The sequence below is a fragment of the uncultured Romboutsia sp. genome (assembly GCF_958366745.1).
GTDB classification, from domain to species: domain Bacteria; phylum Bacillota; class Clostridia; order Peptostreptococcales; family Peptostreptococcaceae; genus Romboutsia; species Romboutsia timonensis.
The window spans coordinates 1-18,613 of sequence record NZ_CATXCO010000012.1 but is presented as its reverse complement, the minus strand read 5'-3'; the positions used below and the strand labels follow the sequence as shown (position 1 = coordinate 18,613).

The 18,613-nt window shown below is 28.6% G+C and carries 16 protein-coding genes; 14 read left to right on the top strand and 2 right to left on the bottom strand.

The features are described from left to right. Positions 1 to 5 precede the first annotated feature (5 nt). From Q5F54_RS02100 to Q5F54_RS02090, 3 genes are all read left to right on the top strand, one after another. A complete protein-coding gene (locus Q5F54_RS02100; RefSeq protein ID WP_302333926.1) occupies positions 6 to 1,136 on the top strand; it encodes an ATP-binding protein in 1,131 nt (376 codons plus the stop codon). Positions 1,137 to 1,139: 3 nt separating this feature from the next. Then, positions 1,140 to 2,549, top strand: a complete 1,410-nt coding sequence (locus Q5F54_RS02095) for a VWA-like domain-containing protein (protein ID WP_302333925.1) — start codon at positions 1,140 to 1,142, stop codon at positions 2,547 to 2,549. An 846-nt stretch (positions 2,550 to 3,395) separates the two neighbouring features. Continuing rightward, positions 3,396 to 3,902 (top strand): superoxide dismutase family protein, encoded by a 507-nt coding sequence (locus Q5F54_RS02090; protein WP_302333924.1) that lies wholly within the window; start codon positions 3,396 to 3,398, stop codon positions 3,900 to 3,902. Between the two features lie 174 nt (positions 3,903 to 4,076). Here Q5F54_RS02090 and Q5F54_RS02085 read toward each other — a convergent pair whose 3' ends face one another. Beyond that, on the bottom strand, positions 4,077 to 4,766 hold the full coding sequence (locus tag Q5F54_RS02085) for an IS982 family transposase (protein WP_288526336.1): 690 nt from the start codon (positions 4,764 to 4,766) through the stop codon (positions 4,077 to 4,079). 129 nt (positions 4,767 to 4,895) lie between these two features. Here Q5F54_RS02085 and Q5F54_RS02080 point away from each other — a divergent pair, with 129 nt between their 5' ends. Both Q5F54_RS02080 and Q5F54_RS02075 read left to right on the top strand, forming a co-directional pair. Beyond that, positions 4,896 to 5,684, top strand: coding sequence for a threonine/serine exporter ThrE family protein (locus Q5F54_RS02080; RefSeq protein ID WP_281537842.1), 789 nt, complete (start codon positions 4,896 to 4,898; stop codon positions 5,682 to 5,684). Further along, entirely contained in the window at positions 5,684 to 6,151 is a 468-nt protein-coding gene (locus tag Q5F54_RS02075; RefSeq protein WP_281537841.1) for a threonine/serine exporter family protein, read from the top strand. The genes Q5F54_RS02080 and Q5F54_RS02075 overlap by 1 nt, the downstream gene beginning before the upstream one ends. A 207-nt stretch (positions 6,152 to 6,358) precedes the next feature. On the opposite strand, the gene Q5F54_RS02070 is transcribed toward Q5F54_RS02075, so the two are convergent. Continuing rightward, a complete protein-coding gene (locus Q5F54_RS02070) occupies positions 6,359 to 7,357 on the bottom strand; it encodes a LacI family DNA-binding transcriptional regulator (protein WP_281537840.1) in 999 nt (332 codons plus the stop codon). A gap of 207 nt (positions 7,358 to 7,564) precedes the next feature. Between Q5F54_RS02070 and Q5F54_RS02065 the strand changes: the two genes are divergently transcribed. The 9 genes from Q5F54_RS02065 to Q5F54_RS02025 form a co-directional block, all read left to right on the top strand. After that, positions 7,565 to 8,833 carry an extracellular solute-binding protein gene (locus Q5F54_RS02065; protein WP_281537839.1) on the top strand — a complete coding sequence of 423 codons (1,269 nt, stop codon included), beginning with the start codon at positions 7,565 to 7,567 and terminating at the stop codon, positions 8,831 to 8,833. A gap of 41 nt (positions 8,834 to 8,874) precedes the next feature. Beyond that, positions 8,875 to 10,161 carry a sugar ABC transporter permease gene (locus Q5F54_RS02060; protein WP_281537838.1) on the top strand — a complete coding sequence of 429 codons (1,287 nt, stop codon included), beginning with the start codon at positions 8,875 to 8,877 and terminating at the stop codon, positions 10,159 to 10,161. Position 10,162: 1 nt separating this feature from the next. After that, positions 10,163 to 11,023 (top strand): sugar ABC transporter permease, encoded by an 861-nt coding sequence (locus Q5F54_RS02055; protein ID WP_281537837.1) that lies wholly within the window; start codon positions 10,163 to 10,165, stop codon positions 11,021 to 11,023. Positions 11,024 to 11,037: 14 nt separating this feature from the next. Beyond that, positions 11,038 to 13,083, top strand: a complete 2,046-nt coding sequence (locus Q5F54_RS02050; protein ID WP_281537836.1) for a beta-galactosidase — start codon at positions 11,038 to 11,040, stop codon at positions 13,081 to 13,083. Positions 13,084 to 13,207: 124 nt separating this feature from the next. Continuing rightward, a complete protein-coding gene (locus Q5F54_RS02045; protein WP_302333923.1) occupies positions 13,208 to 15,190 on the top strand; it encodes a glycosyl hydrolase 53 family protein in 1,983 nt (660 codons plus the stop codon). A gap of 204 nt (positions 15,191 to 15,394) precedes the next feature. After that, positions 15,395 to 16,033 (top strand): nitroreductase family protein, encoded by a 639-nt coding sequence (locus Q5F54_RS02040; RefSeq protein ID WP_281537834.1) that lies wholly within the window; start codon positions 15,395 to 15,397, stop codon positions 16,031 to 16,033. Between the two features lie 205 nt (positions 16,034 to 16,238). Further along, complete coding sequence (locus Q5F54_RS02035; protein ID WP_281537833.1) at positions 16,239 to 16,823, top strand: helix-turn-helix domain-containing protein; 585 nt, start codon at positions 16,239 to 16,241, stop codon at positions 16,821 to 16,823. Between the two features lie 432 nt (positions 16,824 to 17,255). After that, complete coding sequence (locus tag Q5F54_RS02030; RefSeq protein ID WP_281537512.1) at positions 17,256 to 18,113, top strand: bifunctional 5,10-methylenetetrahydrofolate dehydrogenase/5,10-methenyltetrahydrofolate cyclohydrolase; 858 nt, start codon at positions 17,256 to 17,258, stop codon at positions 18,111 to 18,113. Between the two features lie 95 nt (positions 18,114 to 18,208). Further along, a partial coding sequence (locus Q5F54_RS02025) for a dCMP deaminase family protein (protein ID WP_302333922.1) occupies positions 18,209 to 18,613 on the top strand: 405 nt, incomplete at its 3' end.

Here is an 18,613-nt window from a genome sequence, read left to right as displayed (position 1 = left end):
TACAGATGAATTTTATAGATACATTAAAGAGTGTTGACTTAGTATTATCAACTAATGAAGTACCATTAGTAGTAGGAGAAAGTGGAATAGGAAAAACAGCATTAGCAAAGAAACTTGCTAAAGAAAATAATTGGAGTTTAGTTGTTATTGATGGTAACTTACTTAAAGAAGGTGAAATAGGTGGACTTCCAACTATAGAATCTTACACAACAACAAACTCTAATGGAGAAAAGATAGAAAAGAAAATTACAGTATATGCAGTTCACAATAAGTTAAGAGAAATTGATGAAGAAATAGCTAAAGGAAAAAGCGTTCTTTTATTTATAGATGAAATAAATCGTTGTGAACATACAGTACAACAAGAATTAATGAACTTAATATTAAATAGAGAAATAAACGGATATAAGCTACATGATGATGTAAAAATATTAGCTGCAATGAACCCATCAAGCAAATACGGTTCGGATTTTGATTATCAAGTTGTTGACATGGATGCAGCACAAGAAAATAGATTTGTATGGTTAAACATGGAACCTGATTATAATCAATGGCTAAATTGGGCAATGGATTCGGGTATAGAACAAAAGGTTATAGAGTTTATATCAACATTCCCAGAGTATTTACACAGAATAAATGAAGATGATGTACGTGCAACTCCAAGAAGTTATGAAAGAGTTTCTAAGAGTTATAAGGTTTATAAAGAACAGAAAGACTCAATACCAAGAAACGTACTTTTAAATGTTATAAAAGGAAATGTAGGAACGGTTATAGCAGAAGAGTTTATAAGCTTTGTTGAGTCTGATTGTAGTCCATTAATATCTTATGAAGATGTATTTTCATGTGAAACTTTAAGTTCAAGTGTTATAGAAAAAGTAAAAAGCGAAAGTCATACAAGACTTTATTTATCAGCAATGAATATATTAAAAACATTAGAATCAAACTTTGAAAATGATGACAATATATCGGAAAATAATATAAATAGATTTATTGAGTTTTTAAAATTATATCCTGTTGATTTAATGGTAGGAATTATGAAAGATATAAAGAGTAATTATATAAATGTATATAATAAAGCTATAGAAAATGAAGAATTCGTAGAATTATACTTTGAATCTTATAGTATGATAAGGGGATAATCTATGGAAAGTTATTTTGATAAACAAGCAAAATGCCTTTACAACAAAGCAGAAGAAATAATAAATACTTATGCTATGTTAAAGGCAAATAAAAAAGGTGAAAATTTTGATATAGATATACCACAAGACTTTAAAGATGATTTTTTTAAATTAGTAGACAAAGTTAATTTAAGTCTTATGGAAGATAAAGATAACTTTTATGGATACTTTTTATTTCAAACTTTAAGAGATATTAGATTTGATATAAGTAGTCCAACTGCTGTAAACTTTAAAGGTGCTAAATATGTAATATATTTTAATCCAATAATCTTTTTAAGCCTTGATATGAAACAGATGGAAAGTACTATTAAGCATGAAATACTTCATATACTATCGCTGCATTTATTAAGAGGAAAAGAATTAAAAAATAAGTATAGTACATTAGCTATTAATATTGCAATGGATGTAGTAGTAAATCAATATTTAAACTATTTACCACCATATGCAACAACACTTCAATGGTTAAATTCAAATTATAACTTAAAACTTGAACCATATGAATCATTTGAATATTATGTAGAAAAGATTCAAACAGAACTTGATTTACAAGAAGTTGATGAAAATGGTGAAGAAGTTGATAATCATGAAAATGAAAATATAGAAACTGAATATAATCCAGAGCATACTCATGATATTTGGGAAGAATCTGATGAGATAGATGAAAAAACTCTTAAAGAATTTACAGAGAAATTTGTTAGTTTATCTCAAAAAGGTGAAATACCAAACTATTTAGGAGGATTAATTTCGGCTTTAAAAAACAGTAAGGGAGAGTTACCTTGGAACTTATATCTTAAAAAACTTATGGGTACAGTTGAAAGCAATAGAAAGAAAACTATAACAAGAAGAAATAGAAGACAACCAAATAGACTGGATTTAAGAGGAGAGCTTAGAGGACATAAAGCAGAAATTGCTGTTGCAATTGATACAAGTGGAAGTATTAGTGATGAAGAATTTAAACAAGCTATTAAGGAAGTTCTTCAAATAGTAAAAAACTATAATCATGAAATTACTATTATAGAATGTGACAATGAAATTAGACGTGCCTATAAAGTTAAATCTGTAAAAGATATAAAAGAAAGAATTAATATAAGAGGTGGTACTAAGTTTACTCCAGTTTTTGAATATGCTAATAAGAAAAAACTTAATTTATTAGTTTATTTTACTGATGGTAAGGGAGAAGATAGACTAGAAGTTATACCTAGAGGATATAAGGTTTTATGGGTTATTTCGGGAAGAGGAGATAAATTATCATTAAATAATCCTTATGGAGCAGTTAAAAAACTTAGCAAGGTTGAAGTTAAAGAAGATACTATAGATATGAGTGATGTTAGAGATGATGGATATTCAATGAATAACCAGCAACCAATGTTATAAATATTATTATTTAAATTATTCATACTATCTTATAGTAAATATTTAAATTTAGGCTATGTTTTAACACAATGTTGAAATTAGATAAATTTTGAATAATAAAAAATCAAGAGTTGTATGAATAAACAAATGCAACTCTTGATTTAGTTCGCATTATATTAATATTACGAACTAACTATAAGTTAAAAATAACCATACACTATAGTTTAAATTATTAAAAGTACTAATGTATGGCAATTATGAATAATAGGATAATATTTTTCACAAATATGAACTAATTTTATATAAAATGTTACATTTAATTACTTTTGTATGATATAGTACACCATAAGAAACTGCAATCTATGAGTGGTGGTTTCATATAGTTCTAGTTCCTACAGTAAGTAGGAAGGAGGTGTATTCTATATGGAACTAATGATAAATTTTATCTTATGACTTATTAGTTCTATCTGTATTGGTTTAGCTACCAACTACATATATGATAAAATAAAAAACCACTCTTCTAGTGCAAATAGAAAAAGTGGTTTGGAATTTGAATTCAAAGTTAAGTTTAAATTCTTTAAATAGTCTATACTAGAAACCACTACTCTACACCACTAGATTGTGGTTTCTTTTTTATTTTATCTGTATTCATATTATACTACATTAATTGAAAAAATAAACAAAAAAATAAATTTATTATTAAGTTCTTAATATATAACAATTACGAAGTTAATTATATTGTATTATTTTCAACATTCATTTAAAACATAGCTTACTAATAAAATATAAAGAGACAATATTAACATAAAATAAGGATAAATCATAATATGTATCGTGATAATTGATTATATTATTAGGAGGTATATTATGGATACATCTTGTCCTAAATACGATATACAAAAGATATTTTCAACATATAAACCATCTAAACCAAATGCATATGCTCAAATAAAAGGTGGAACTTTAGCACCTTGTATAAGGGGAACTATATATTTATACCAATTAGATGAAGGAGTATATATAAAGGTATATATAACAGGTATACCTAATGTAAATAATCAAGCAAGTTCTTTCCATGGACTTCATATTCATGAGGTTGGAGATTGTTCTATTGGTAATAATAATGAGCCATTTACTGCTGCAAAATCTCATTATAATCCAAGTAATGTAGAACATCCTATGCATGCAGGTGATTTACCACCGGTTCTATCAGCTAATGGTATAGGAATACTTTCAACATTTACTAATAGATTTACTGTAGATGAGGTTATAGGTAAATCTTTCATACTTCATGCAGGATATGATGATTTTACTTCACAACCAGCAGGAAATTCAGGTGCGAGATGGGCTTGTGGTATTATTGATTATTATTAAAACTTAAAGTAGAAATTTTAAATTACTCACTTATATTAATAAATAATATAAATAGAAAAGCTCTTGAAATTTAAAATGTACCCTATAGAGTAGACAGCTAATAAAAAGGTCTACTCTATAGGGTATTTTTGTATATAATTAAATATAGTAGTCGAACTTTTTTAAGTTCGACTACTATAAAAATAATAAATTTATATCTTTTTCAGTTTTTAACTCAGGCGTTAGCCTTTTGTTAATGTAACCTTTATCACCTATAATAGAAATTGAATTATATTTGTCACATAAATCCCATACTGCATTTCTATCATCAACATTTGCAGGCGTTATAACATAGTCAGTTAAGAAACCATCTATTGTAGTAAGTGCGTGAAACTTAAAGCCAAAATAGGTTTGTTTTTTTGATGGACATACTCCATAAGAGGCTTCGCCTTTAAAACATTTACTGAAATGTGCTCTGCCAAACTCACAAACTGGAATCGGCATACTATCTATAACTCTTATATTATTCGAATAAGATTGAATATACAATGAAATATACTCTCTTATTTCATTAATTACAGAATGTAAATTTCGTTTTGTCCTATTAAATCTAGTTCTATCTCCTAACTTTGGAAATAGTTTTGAATATTCTCTACTCAATAAGCTGAAAAATGCTTTTTCTGAATCTATAGTTAGAAGTTCACCAACTATACTTATAGTTATTATTTCACTATCGCAAAGTTTGCTATCTTTGATATTACGTCTATTTCTAATACTTATAGGTATGATATCATTATATATATCATCGACTATTGTAAAAATTATAGTAAATAAATCCGTTAAATTTTCTACTTTCTGGATATAATAATTATTAAGCTCCAACATTGTAGTAACCCTCCTTTAGATTGGTGATAATCTTAGGGTACTATATTTGTTGGAGTTTTATTATTGTAAAATTTAACTAGCACAACGGATTAATTTATTTCTATAAAATAAACGAATAAGGTGGTATTTATGGCTGATAATAATACTCATAAATATAAAAAAGATGTTTTAAGATTAGCTACATTTATAGGACAACTAATGCTTAGAAATGGAGCTGAAACTTATAGGGTAGATGATACTATAAAAAGAATTTGTAGTTCACGAGGATTTACGCATATAAATATATTTATGGCACCTAATACAATTATAGTATCTGATGATAGATTTGATGGATATACATTTATGAAAGTAATAGAAGGTAGATCTATAAATTTAAATAAAATAGATTTGTTAAATGATTTTTCTAGAAAATTTGTTAGCCAAACGGATATGTCAATAGAAGATGCAATAGAAGAGTTAGAAAACTTAGAAGAAAAATCACCTCATACGCAAAACGCTATAAATATATGGACAGCAATTGGTTCATCTAGTTTTGCTGTATTAGTCGGAGGAGATAATGCATTAACATTTATGTTAACTCTTATAACATCAGTGATGGCTATGACTACATATAACGAAGTTAAAAAAATAAGTAACATACCTGTTTTTGCTACATTAGTATCATCCATAATTATAGGACTTTGTGGTGTAGGTCTTGTAGAAATTAAAATATTAGATACACCTAAGATGTTGATAGTAGGGTCAATAATGCCTCTTTTACCAGGAGTACCATTTATAAAGGCTATAAGAGATTTAGTATCAGGTGAACTTATGTCAGGAGTAGGACGAGCAATTGATGCAGGAATTATAGCCACAGCTATTGCAGTAGGTGTTGGTATAGCAATGAATATATATGTTAGATTTGGAGGCGTATTATAATGATTTGGATGCCGATGTATATACATGTGATATTTTCATATTTAGCAGCAGTTGGATTTGCAGTATTTCTAAATTCCCCAAAGAAGACACTTTATGTAGCTGGTTCTATAGGCATGATATCATGGGTTATATATGTACTTTTAATGAGAATTAATATAGATATGATGACTTCAAATTTTATAGCAGCATCTATTGCAGCATTATTAAGTGAAATATTAGCAAGGAAGATGAAAAAGCCTACTATATTATTTATAGTTCCTGGAATAATAACATTAATACCAGGTCTTGGATTATATAATACAATGTCTTATGTTGTAGAGGAGGATTTTCAATTAGCTTTTACTACCGGTGCTAATGTTCTTTTAGCAAGTGGAGCGATAGCTCTTGGAGTTATTGTTATTTCATCTTTATTTAGGACATATTATAGAAATTTAAGAGAGAAGCTACATATTAATAGAACTTCATAAAATTAAAAAAGATATTGGCGAAAATGCTAATATCTTTTTTATTAGAAGAAATAATACATCCATTAGATTAAGATGACATTTATTAAATTTATATATAATAACATCAAAAGATTAATTATAAGTTTATATATGTTATTATATTTATCATGGTGAAAATTACTTAACAATAAAAATCATATATTTTCTCATTTTGAGAAGTTGTATTTTTTACTTTATTATAAAACTTTTTCTAACTACAAGCTCACAATTAAGATAAATTGTCTTTTGAAGTTTTCTATCTTCAATTATTCTTTCAGAAAGTAAATTAATAGCTGTTTTACATAACTCATTAATATCTATATTGAAGGTGCTTAAAGGCGGTGAAACATATTTAGAAACATCAATATTATTTATACTAATAACACTCACCCTTGAAGGAACTGGTATATTATATTCATTGAGAGCTTGTAAAACTCCGATAGCTATTGGATCAGATGCAACAAAGAATGCTGTAGGTAACTTATCCTTTAAGTTTTCTATAGCTTTTTTTGCAGATTTATATCCACTGTCTACAGAAAAATTTGGTTCAATAAAAATATTATCTTCGTTGAAATATCCAATTTTTTGCATATAATATCTAAATGCTACTTCTCTGATATCTTTTTCTTCTAAGTCTGTATTAGGATTATGGAATGTACCGCCTATAAATCCAATATTGCTATGACCATTTTTTATAAAATAATCTATAGCCTTTTTAGTTATTAATGGTGTATTAGGTTGTACAGAATCGTAATAATCAGGAGCAGGATTAGAATCAATAAAAACACCATTTTTAGTAATTTTTAATAGTTTAGAAATTTCCTTTTCAGAAAAACTGCCAATAGCAATAAACCCATTTATATCTTTAGGGATTTTACTAATACCACTTTCTTTCTTGATTGTGACAAGCTCCATGTTATTCTCATTTGCATACTTCTCGATTTTTAAACGCATATCTTTAAAATATATATCTTCTAATTCTTCTATTTCAGTAATCCAAAATAGTAGAGCAATTTTTTCTATAATCGTCTTTATATATTTTCTCTCATATCCTAATGAAAGGGCTGTGTTTAAAATTTTTTGTTTAGTTTCAGGTGAAACAGATAATGAGGGATCATTACTTAATAATCTAGAAACTGTAGATGGAGAAAAGCCAGCTTGTTGAGCTATTTCTTTTATAGTAATCATTTAAACCTCCAAATAATTTTTTACTTAATAATTTTATTATAAAACAATTTTTATATACTAGTAAAGAATTTCTAGTAAATAAATTTAGTAATTATGTTTACTAATTTAGTAAATAAAATTACTAAATTTATTTACAAACGAAATATACTTAGTATATAATTAAATTAAAGAAACGTTTTCTAAAAAGTAAAGGGGGAAGTGGTGTTTATGATTAAAAGATTTTACGCTCTAGTAGTTTGTGGAGCATTAGTAGTAAGTATGGTAGGTTGTGGACCATCAAGTGATACTAGTGATTCATCTTCTAATAAGAATAAAGGCAATGGAGAATATGACTTATTAGTTTGGGAAGATCAAGATAAATCGAAAGGTATTGAAGAAGCAGTAAAGAAATTTGAAGAAGAAAAGGGTGTAAAGATAAAGGTAGTTGAAAAAACTTATGCAAATCAAATAGAGGATTTACGATTAGATGGACCAGCGGGTACAGGTGCTGATGTAATAACTATTCCAGGAGATCAAGTTGGTACAGCAGTAACTTCAGGATTACTTAAAGAATTAGATATAGATGATAGTACAAAGGAAATTTATACTGATTCAGCTATGGAATCTCAAATAATAGATGGAAAAGTGTATGGTTTACCAAAAGCTGTTGAAACACAAATACTATATTATAATAAAGACTTAATAAAGGATGAAGAATTACCACAAACGACTGATGAGTGGTTAGAGTATTCTAAGAAAGTAACTAAAGATGGAAATTATGGACTATTAGCATTATGGGATCAAATATATTACGCTCAAGGGGTTATGAGTGGATATGGTGGATATATATTTGGAAAAAATAGTGAGGGAAGTTTTAATGCAGAGGATATAGGTTTAAATAATGATGGGGCAGTAGAAGCAGCTCAATACATAGAACAATTCTATAAGAGTGGAGTATTCCCAAAAGGTATTATAGGTGAACAAGGTATAAGCACATTAGATTCTTTATTTACAGAAGGTAAGGCAGCAGCAGTAATATCTGGACCTTGGAATATAGATCCATATAAAGCAGCTGGAATCAATTATGGGGTTAGGGAATTACCAATGCTTCCAAATGGTGAACATATGGGATCTTTAATAGGGGTTAAAAGTTACAATGTAAGTTCATATAGCAAAAACCCTGAATTAGCAGAAGAATTAGTTGAATTTTTAGCTAACGAAGAAAACTCAAAAGCTAGATTTGAAGTTACTCAAGAAGTTCCTGCTGTAAAAACGTTAGCAGAAGATGAATCAATAATGGCAAGTGAAAGTGCAAAAGCTGTTGCTGAGCAATCTCAATATGCAGAATTAACACCTGGGATAACAGAAATGAATTCTGTATGGGAGCCAATTGATTCAGCTTTACAAACAATAGCAACTGGAAAATCAGCTCCAAAATCAGCTTTAGATACTGCAGTAACGACTATAAAAAATACAATAGCTGCGATAAAAAAATAAAATAAATATATAGAATTTTAATATAGAGGGAGGGGAAATACATGGAACAAATGTCAACTAAACAGAGGACTACAAAGCATAGTAAAAATGCTGCATTACTATCTATAATACCAGGGCTTGGTCAAATATATAATAAGCAGGTTATTAAAGGAATAATGTTTTTAGTTTTCTTTTTAGCTTTTGGCTTTGTATTTAAGGATTTATTTAATATGGGTTATTGGGGAATATTTACCTTAGGTGTAGAGGTTCCAAGGGATAACTCAATATTCCTTTTAGCTGAAGGTTTAATAGCTATAATAGTAACAGGATTTGGAATATTATTTTATGGATTGAACATAAAAGATGCATACTCTAATGGTAAAAGAAGAGATGAAGGATTTAATGTATATTCAGTAAGAGAACAATATCAAATACTTATGGCAGAAGGGTATCCTTACTTTATAACTAGTCCAGCATTTGTATTATTAGTTTTTTCTGTAATATTTCCTATATTATTTAGTTTTGCATTAGTATTTACAAATTATGATCTATATCATTCTCCACCAGCTAGCTTAGTTGATTGGGTAGGTTTAGATACATTAAAACAAATATTTACAGTAGATATATGGAGATCAACTTTCTTTGATGTTCTAGGATGGACCATCGTATGGACATTAGTAGCTTCAACACTTCAAATATCTATAGGTATTTTCTTAGCTGTTGTAGTACATCAAAAAGGACTACGTTTTAAAAAGTTTTTTAGAACTATCCTAGTATTACCATGGGCAGTACCTGGATTTGTAACGATATTAATATTTACAGGTTTATTTAATGATACATTTGGTGCTATAAATAACTCTATCTTACCTATGTTTGGATTGGATCCTATACCATGGCTTACAAGTGCTCCATGGACTAGAATAGCATTACTTTTAATTCAAAGTTGGTTAGGATTCCCATATATATTTATAGTTACAACAGGTGTATTACAGTCAATACCAGAAGATTTATATGAAGCTGCGACTATAGATGGAGCTACTTCTATTCAAAAGTTTAAGAATATAACATTACCATTAATCTTATATTCTATAGCTCCAATTATTATAACTCAATATACATTTAACTTTAATAACTTTAATATTATATATCTATTTAATGCTGGTGGCCCTGCAGTTCCAAGCTCAACAGCAGGAGGTACAGATATTTTAGTATCTTGGATATATAAATTAACAATGCAATCAGGACAATATGCGTTAGCAGCTGCATTAACTTTACTTCTATCTGTTTTTGTTATAGGAATTGCTATATGGCAATTTAAAAGAACAAAATCATTTAAGGAGGTAGTGTAATATGATGTTAAGCAAAGAAAAGTTAAGTAACAGGGGTAGAGGTAAAAGAGCCTTAGCATATATATTATTAATTGCAGTGTGCGTAATAATTATTTATCCTCTTTTATGGACAATAGGAGCAAGCTTTAATCCTGGAAATAGTTTAGTAAGTACTAGCATAATACCTAAAAATCCTACAAATGAACATTACGTTAAGTTATTTGCAGGAGAAGGCAATTTATTTTATAAACAATGGTATTTAAACTCTTTAAAAATAAGTGTATTTACAATGTTACTTTCTTTAATATCTGTTTCTTTTACAGCTTATGCTTTTTCTAGATTTAGATTTAAAGGAAGAAAAAATGGACTTACATTATTTATGCTTTTACAAATGATACCACAATTTTCAGCCCTTACAGCAATATTTGTATTAGGGCAAATGTTAGGATTAATTAATAGTCACTGGTTATTAATTTTAATATATGTAGGTGGACAAATACCAATGAATTCTTATCTATTAAAAGGATATATGGATACAATACCAATGGATTTAGACGAGAGCGCTAGAATCGATGGTGCTAGCAGAACTAGGATATTCTGGCAAATAATAATACCTTTATCAAGACCTATGTTAGCGGTAGTAGCAATGAATGGATTTACAGGACCACTTGGAGATTTTGCTCTTTCATCAGTTATACTGAGAAATCCAGAATCATATACCTTGCCAATAGGATTATATAAATTAGTTAGCGATAAAATGGGAGCAAGTTATACGACTTTTGCAGCAGGAGCCATATTAATAAGTATACCTATAGTAATAGTATTTTTATCACTACAAAAACATTTTGTGTCTAGCTTAACAGCAGGTGGAACTAAAGGTTAAATGGGGGAGCAAATATGAAAAATATATACAATAATGAAAAGAGGTTACTTCATGGTGGAGATTATAATCCAGATCAATGGTTAGATTATCCAGATATATTAAAAGATGATCTGAGGCTTATGAAGTTAGCAAATGTAAATACTATGACTGTTGGAATATTTGCATGGAGTGCATTAGAGCCAACAGAAGGAAATTATAACTTTGAATGGCTAGATAAAATAATAGATGATGTTTATAATCAAGGTGGCAGGGTAATACTTGCCACTCCAAGTGGAGCGAGACCTGCTTGGCTGTCTGAAAAGTATCCTGAAGTACTTAGAACAAATGATAGAAGAGAAAAAATGCTTCATGGAGGAAGACATAATCACTGTTTCTCATCACCAATATATAGAGAAAAAACTCAAAAAATGAATTATAAATTAGCAGAAAGATATGGAAATCACCCTGCATTAATAATGTGGCATGTATCAAATGAATATAGTGGAGATTGTCATTGTGAACTATGCCAAGAAAATTTTAGAGATTGGTTAAAAAATAAATATAAAACTATAGAAAATGTAAATAAAGCTTGGTGGGGGCCATTTTGGAGTCATACATATACTGATTGGTCGCAAATTGAATCTCCATCATCTATAGGGGAAAATGCTGTTCATGGTTTAAATTTAGATTGGAAGAGATTTGTAACTGATCAAACTATAGATTTTTATGAAAATGAAGCTAAGCCTTTGAGAGAACTTACACCTAATGTACCAATAACAACGAACTTCATGGCAGATACAGATGACTTAATACCATTTCAAAGTTTAAACTATGAAAAATTCTCAAAACATGTAGATATATTAAGTTGGGATTGTTACCCAGCATGGCATAATGATTGGGAAACTACAAAAGATTTAGCTACTAAAGTTGGTTTTATAAATGATTTATATCGTAGTTTAAAACAGCAACCATTTTTAATTATGGAATGTACTCCAAGTGGCGTAAACTGGCACAATGTTAATAAAGCGAAAAGACCGGGAATGCATACACTTGCGTCTATGCAATTGTTAGCTCATGGTTCTGATAGCGTGCTATATTTTCAATGGAGAAAATCTAGAGGATCTTCTGAAAAATTCCATGGAGCAGTAGTAGACCATGATAATTCAGAAGAAAACAGAGTCTTTAAAGAAGTATCTCAAGTAGGAGAGATATTAGATAAAATAAAAGAAATCAAAGGAAGTATGAAACAATCTAAAGTTGCAATCATATATGATTGGGAGAATGATTGGGCACTTAAAGATGCTCAAGGTTTTGGGAAGGAGTCTAGAAGATACCCTCAAACCTTACAATCACACTATAAATACTTCTGGGATAAAAATATATCTGTAGATGTAGTTACTCCACAACAAGATCTATCTAAGTATAGCTTGGTAGTGGCACCTATGATGTATATGATGACGGAAGAAACTATGGATAGGTTTAGAGACTACGTTAAAAATGGAGGAGTACTGGTAGGATCTTACTTAAGCGGATTAGTGAATGAAACTGATTTAACTTACCTAGGTGGATGGCCAAAAACATTACAAGAAATATATGGAATTGATGTAAAGGAAATAGATACGCTTTATCCGAAAGATAGAAATAGCATAAAGTTTGGCAATGAAAGTTTTGAAGTAGTTGATTACTGTACTATAATAGAAGCAAAAGAAGCTGAAGTATTAGCTAAATATGAAGAAGATTTCTATAAAAATACTCCAGCTATTACTAAAAATAACCTTGAGAAAGGAAAGGCTTACTTTATAGGTGCTAGAACGAATCAAGAGTTTTTATCTAAATTTTATGATAAAATAGTAAAAGACTTAGATATTAATGAAGTAGAAGATTTTATTTCTGAATGTGGAATATCCATTCAAATTAGGGAAAATGAAGATGCAAAATACTACTTTGTAATGAATTTTACAGAAGAAGAAAAAAATATAGAAATAAAGGGTTCATATATAGATTTAATTTTAGGTAAAGAGGCTGAAATATTAAATATAATGAAACCTTATGGTGTATATGTATTAAAAAAGAATAAGTAAACAATATAAAAAGTCTTCATCTAAAATATTTAGTTAGAAGACTTTTTATGGATTTATAAGACAATCAACTTAGAGCAATAAATTCTATATAAGAGAATAACTATTTTATAAGGGGTATAGATAAATGAATATGAAAAGTAAAGTAAGATTACTTATGTGTGGTTTGATAACCTCACTATGTACTACTCAAGTAAAATTTATTGAATCTAATGCTATTTCAGTTGGTCAGCATATGGAGGTGCAATCTAGTATTAACGTAGAAAAAGTTGAAGGAATCTCTGATGATACTATAAAAGGTGTAGATATATCAAGTATAGTTTCTTTAGAGGACAGTGGAGTAAAATTTTATGATTTCAATAATAAAGAACAAGACATTTTTAAAACTTTATCACAATCAGGTGTAAATTACGTTAGAGTAAGGGTATGGAATAATCCATATGATAAAGATGGGAATGGATATGGTGGCGGAAATAATGATTTAGACAAAGCTATTGAAATAGGAAAGCGTGCAACAGCAAATAATATGAAAGTTCTTATAGACTTTCATTACTCAGATTTTTGGGCTGATCCTGAAAAACAAAAAGCACCAAAGGAGTGGCAAAATTACACTATAGGAGAAAAAGAAATAGCTTTATATCAGTATACAAAGGAAAGTTTAGAAAAGCTTATATCTGAAGGTATAGATATAGGTATGGTTCAAATAGGTAATGAAACAAATGGTAAATTTGTTGGAGAATCTGAGTGGAGTAAAATATCGAAACTATTTAATGCAGGAAGTAAGGCAGTACGTGAAATAGATTCAAATATTTTAGTTGCATTACACTTTACAAATCCAGAAAAAATAGGTAATTATGAAAATATATCATATCAACTTTCTGAAAATAATGTAGATTATGATGTTTTTGCTAGCTCATATTATCCATTTTGGCATGGGACTTTAGATAACCTAACTACTCAATTAAAGAAAATAGCTAATAACTATGGAAAAAAAGTTATGGTAGCAGAAACTTCATATGTTTATACAAATGAAGATGGTGATGGACATGGAAATACTTCACCTGCAAATGGGCAAACTCTAGATTATCCGATATCAGTACAAGGTCAAGCTACATCAGTAAGGAATGTATTTCAAGCAGTAGCTAATGTTGGGGAAGCTGGTCTAGGTGTATTTTATTGGGAACCTGCTTGGTTACCTGTAGGAACATCTGATAATTTAGAAAATAATAAAGTAATTTGGGAAAAGTATGGTTCGGGTTGGGCATCTAGTTTTGCCAGTGAATATGACTCAGAAGATGCAGGTAAATGGTATGGTGGCAGTGCTGTAGATAATCAAGGATTATTTGATTTTAATGGAAAGCCACTAGAATCATTAAATATTTTTAAATATATAATGACAGGAGCTACTGCACCTAAAGCAGTTGAATCAATAGAGAATGTGGAAGTTACAGTTAATTCATATAAAGAAATAAAGTTACCAAAAACAGTTACAGTAAAATATAATGATGGTGATGAAGTAGAAGTTGAAGTTAAATGGGCACAAAATGAATTAAATGCTATAAAGAAAAAAGGTGTAGGTATTTATGAAGTGAATGGCATAACTTCGAGTAAGGTAAAGGCACTTAAAAAACTTTCAACTAAAGCTATAATAAATATAGTAAGTAAAAATTATGTAATAAATCCGAGTTTTGAAGATGAGGACAATAGTAGTTGGAAAACTGATTACTTTAGTGATAATAATGGATATGTAAATATTAAGTGGAATGACCCTAAGAGTGGGGTAAAAGCTGCTCATTTTTGGTCAGATGAAGAAATGAATTTTGAAATATATCAAAATATAAATGAACTAGAAAAAGGAATATATCAATTATCAGCTAGCATCCAAGGTGGAGATGCTGGTGATTCGAGTATTATGAAGTTGATTGCAGAAACTAAGAATGGATATTACGAGAAAGAATTTATGGTACAGGGATGGGCAAATTGGCAAACACCAGTAATTAGCAATATTCCTATAGATGATGGAATTATAAAAATAAGTGTACAAATAAAGGCTCCAGGTGGTGCATGGGGAACAATTGATGATTTTGAATTAGTTAGAACCGATATATAGATAAAGTAAGTTGTTACCTAATAATCACATGTCAAAAATGTAAAATTTTTTAAGTAATTTAGACTTTTTAGATAAGCTATAAGCATAACCATAGCTATTAAAAAGTGAATATATAAGTTTATAACCTTTAAAATTTGACATAAAATAGTTATAATTATATAATTACTTTGAAATTAAACTAGTTGTACAAGAGGAGAAAATAATATGGCAAATTTAGATTTCATATACAACCGTAAAAGTGTAAGGCAATTTAAAGATACACCAGTACCAAAAGAAGATATAATTGAACTGTTAAAAGCGGGAACTTATGCACCATCTCCAAAGCATCAGCAAAACTGGCACTTTGTAGTGTTACAAAATAGAGATATAATAAATAAAATGGCTGATATAGTAACTAAAAGTCATGAAAATATAGGCCAACTTGCAAAGAATGAAAAAGACTTTAAAAGACATATGAGCGTAATAAACTACTATACATGTTTTAAACATGCTCCTGTAGTAATAATAGTGTATTCATGTGAGTACAAGATGATAGAATATAAAATATTAAAAGAAAATAATGCTCCACAAGAGGTTCTAGATATATTAGTATCTCCTCAATCTGCAGCACAAGGAATAGGAGCTGCGGTAGAAAATATTTTATTAGCTGCAACTGAAATGGGATATGGAACTTGTTATATGACAGGGCCAACACATGCAAAAAAAGAGATAGAAGAACTTATAGGATTTGAAAAAGAAGGATATGAATTAATGTCTATGATTTCTTTAGGGGTAGCAGAAGATGATACTCCGAAACAACCTCCTCGTAAACCTTTAGAAGAAGTTGTAACATTTATAGATTAAATAATAAAAAGCTTATTAGTCATTCACTAATAAGCTTTTCTTATTATTTAATAAACGAACTATTTTGAAGGTTTATATAGTATATAGAATATAGATATTTAATAAATACTATATGTAAATACTTATAAGTAGCAAAACAACTCTACGTTTAGTTTATTGAATTGTCTTACAAATTAGTTTAAATTAATATTAAGAGGTGATAAGGATGGATTGTAAAAAAATTGGAAGTTTGATATATGAATTAAGAAAAGATAAGAACATGACTCAAAAGCAAATAGCTGATTTAATGAATATAAGTGATAAAACAATAAGTAAATGGGAAAGAGGTCTAGGATGTCCTGATATTTCTTTACTTCCAGAATTATCACAAATATTAGGTGTAAGTATTGATCAAATATTATCTGGACAAATAAATTTAAACGATTTAGTAGGAGGAAATATGAATAAATTAAAGTTTTATGTATGTCCACAATGTGGGAATTTAATGACAGCTACAGGAAATGCTACAATATCTTGTTGTGGTAAGACGCTAGAACCATTGGTTGCAAAAAAAGCAGAAGAAGGGCATAAGCTTGATATAGAACCAGTAGAAGACGAATTATATGTAACAACTGAACATGAAATGACAAAGGAACATTATATATCTTTTGTTGCATATGTAAAGGGTGATAGAGCCCTTATAACAAAACAATACCCTGAATGGAATATGCAATTTAGATTCCGTAAGTCAGGTCATGGTAAGTTATATTTTTATTGTGTAAATCATGGGTTATTTTATCAAATAGTATAATTGTAAACGATATAAATTTTACGAATTAAAAAGTGCAATAAAATATAAAAATTATTAATAGTATTTATAGTGTAGAAAGTATACCAACAATAAAATGGATACTTTCTATTTTTATATTTATAAAGTAAAAAACTACAGTTGGGGGAACTGTAGTTTTAATATACCTGGGGGAGATAGGTATGTTTTCCGTTCATATTTTAAGTATTATCATTTTTCAAAATAATATACATATTTAAAGAAAATTTACATAAAATAATTTGTTTAATATAAAAATATATACATATAGATTATTTTAATCTATATGTATTAAGCAGATAGCTAATATAGGATAGAGTTAAAAAGTTCATTAAATTTTATAAAGAATAAGTCATTGTAATTATATTATCTTATTTAATATAATATAAATAATAAAATACTAATTAGGAGAGAAAAATGACAACAATAATAGATGCAATAAAAATGTGTGAAGATAAAATAAAGATACATCAAAATGATACTAAAAATATAGAAATAGCAATAGGAAAAAAAACTGAATTTGTAATAATAAATGCATCAAATGATGAAGGAAATGCAAGGTATATCAAAGGTAAAATAAAAGAAGGAGAGAAAGCTGGATTAAAAGTAGAAGTTGTAAAACTTGAAGAACATTGTAATAATGAAGATGTATTAAATATAATAAATAGATGTAATGAAGAAAAAATACCCGTTATACTTCAATTACCAACATTTAAGCATTTAGATACTAAAAAACTTATGGAATCAATAAACTACGATGTAGATGCAGATGGTTTTGCTAGAGAATGGATAGGTGAAATAAATTTAGGAAATGACAAGAAATTAGCACCAGCAACACCTAAAGGAGTAATTTCTTTATTAGAACAATACAATGTAGATATAGAAGGAAAAATAGCTTTAGTTATAGGAAAATCAAATCATGTAGGAAAGCCATTATGTACTATGTTAATGAATAGAGGTGCAACTCTAATAAATGCAAATAGCAAAACTAAAGACTTATCTAGTTTAGTAAAAATGGCTGATATAATAATTTCATGTGTAGGTCGTCAAAATCTTATAAAATCAGAAGATATAAAGGAAGATGCAGTTGTAATCGGAGTAGGATTTACTTATGTAAATGGTAAGCAAATTCTAGATTTTGATGTTGATGAAATTGTAGCATTAGGTAAAGCTAAATTTGTTTCAAATAGAATAAATTGTACAGGAAAAGCTACTATAAACTCATTAATAGACAATGTTATAGAGTTATATAAAATGAATTTTGATATAAAATAATATATTTTGAGTAATGAATATAAACAAATAGGTAGTGAGTGTTATATCGTTAATGAAATTAATGAAGCAAATTTTTAATTCAAATGGAGGTAATTATGAAAAGGACTGATTACATATCTTGGGATGATTATTTTATGGGTATTTCACTATTATCAGGAATGAGAAGTAAGGATCCATCTACTCAGGTTGGAGCATGCATAGTTGATAAAGATAACAGAATCGTATCTATTGGATATAATGGATTTTTAAATGGTTGTAGTGATGAAGATTTTCCTTGGTCAAGAGAAGGAGAATTTTTAGAAACTAAATATCCATATGTAGTACATGCTGAACAAAATGCAATATTAAATGCCAGAGGAAAGTCTTTAGAGGGTTGTAGGATTTATGTAAATTTATTCCCTTGCCATGATTGTGCAAGAAATATTATTCAATCTGGAATAAAGACAGTATACTATTTAGAAGATAAAGATGCAGATACAGATTCTATAAAAGCATCTAAA

Bases quoted from the DNA above. Each gene is read 5' to 3' on its own strand.
- Q5F54_RS02100 (WP_302333926.1), top strand. From the start codon at position 6: ATGAATTTTATAGATACATTAAAGAGTGTTGACTTAGTATTATCAACT.
- Q5F54_RS02095 (WP_302333925.1), top strand. From the start codon at position 1,140: ATGGAAAGTTATTTTGATAAACAAGCAAAATGCCTTTACAACAAAGCA.
- Q5F54_RS02090 (WP_302333924.1), top strand. From the start codon at position 3,396: ATGGATACATCTTGTCCTAAATACGATATACAAAAGATATTTTCAACA.
- Q5F54_RS02085 (WP_288526336.1), bottom strand. From the start codon at position 4,766: ATGTTGGAGCTTAATAATTATTATATCCAGAAAGTAGAAAATTTAACG.
- Q5F54_RS02080 (WP_281537842.1), top strand. From the start codon at position 4,896: ATGGCTGATAATAATACTCATAAATATAAAAAAGATGTTTTAAGATTA.
- Q5F54_RS02075 (WP_281537841.1), top strand. From the start codon at position 5,684: ATGATTTGGATGCCGATGTATATACATGTGATATTTTCATATTTAGCA.
- Q5F54_RS02070 (WP_281537840.1), bottom strand. From the start codon at position 7,357: ATGATTACTATAAAAGAAATAGCTCAACAAGCTGGCTTTTCTCCATCT.
- Q5F54_RS02065 (WP_281537839.1), top strand. From the start codon at position 7,565: ATGATTAAAAGATTTTACGCTCTAGTAGTTTGTGGAGCATTAGTAGTA.
- Q5F54_RS02060 (WP_281537838.1), top strand. From the start codon at position 8,875: ATGGAACAAATGTCAACTAAACAGAGGACTACAAAGCATAGTAAAAAT.
- Q5F54_RS02055 (WP_281537837.1), top strand. From the start codon at position 10,163: ATGATGTTAAGCAAAGAAAAGTTAAGTAACAGGGGTAGAGGTAAAAGA.
- Q5F54_RS02050 (WP_281537836.1), top strand. From the start codon at position 11,038: ATGAAAAATATATACAATAATGAAAAGAGGTTACTTCATGGTGGAGAT.
- Q5F54_RS02045 (WP_302333923.1), top strand. From the start codon at position 13,208: ATGAATATGAAAAGTAAAGTAAGATTACTTATGTGTGGTTTGATAACC.
- Q5F54_RS02040 (WP_281537834.1), top strand. From the start codon at position 15,395: ATGGCAAATTTAGATTTCATATACAACCGTAAAAGTGTAAGGCAATTT.
- Q5F54_RS02035 (WP_281537833.1), top strand. From the start codon at position 16,239: ATGGATTGTAAAAAAATTGGAAGTTTGATATATGAATTAAGAAAAGAT.
- Q5F54_RS02030 (WP_281537512.1), top strand. From the start codon at position 17,256: ATGACAACAATAATAGATGCAATAAAAATGTGTGAAGATAAAATAAAG.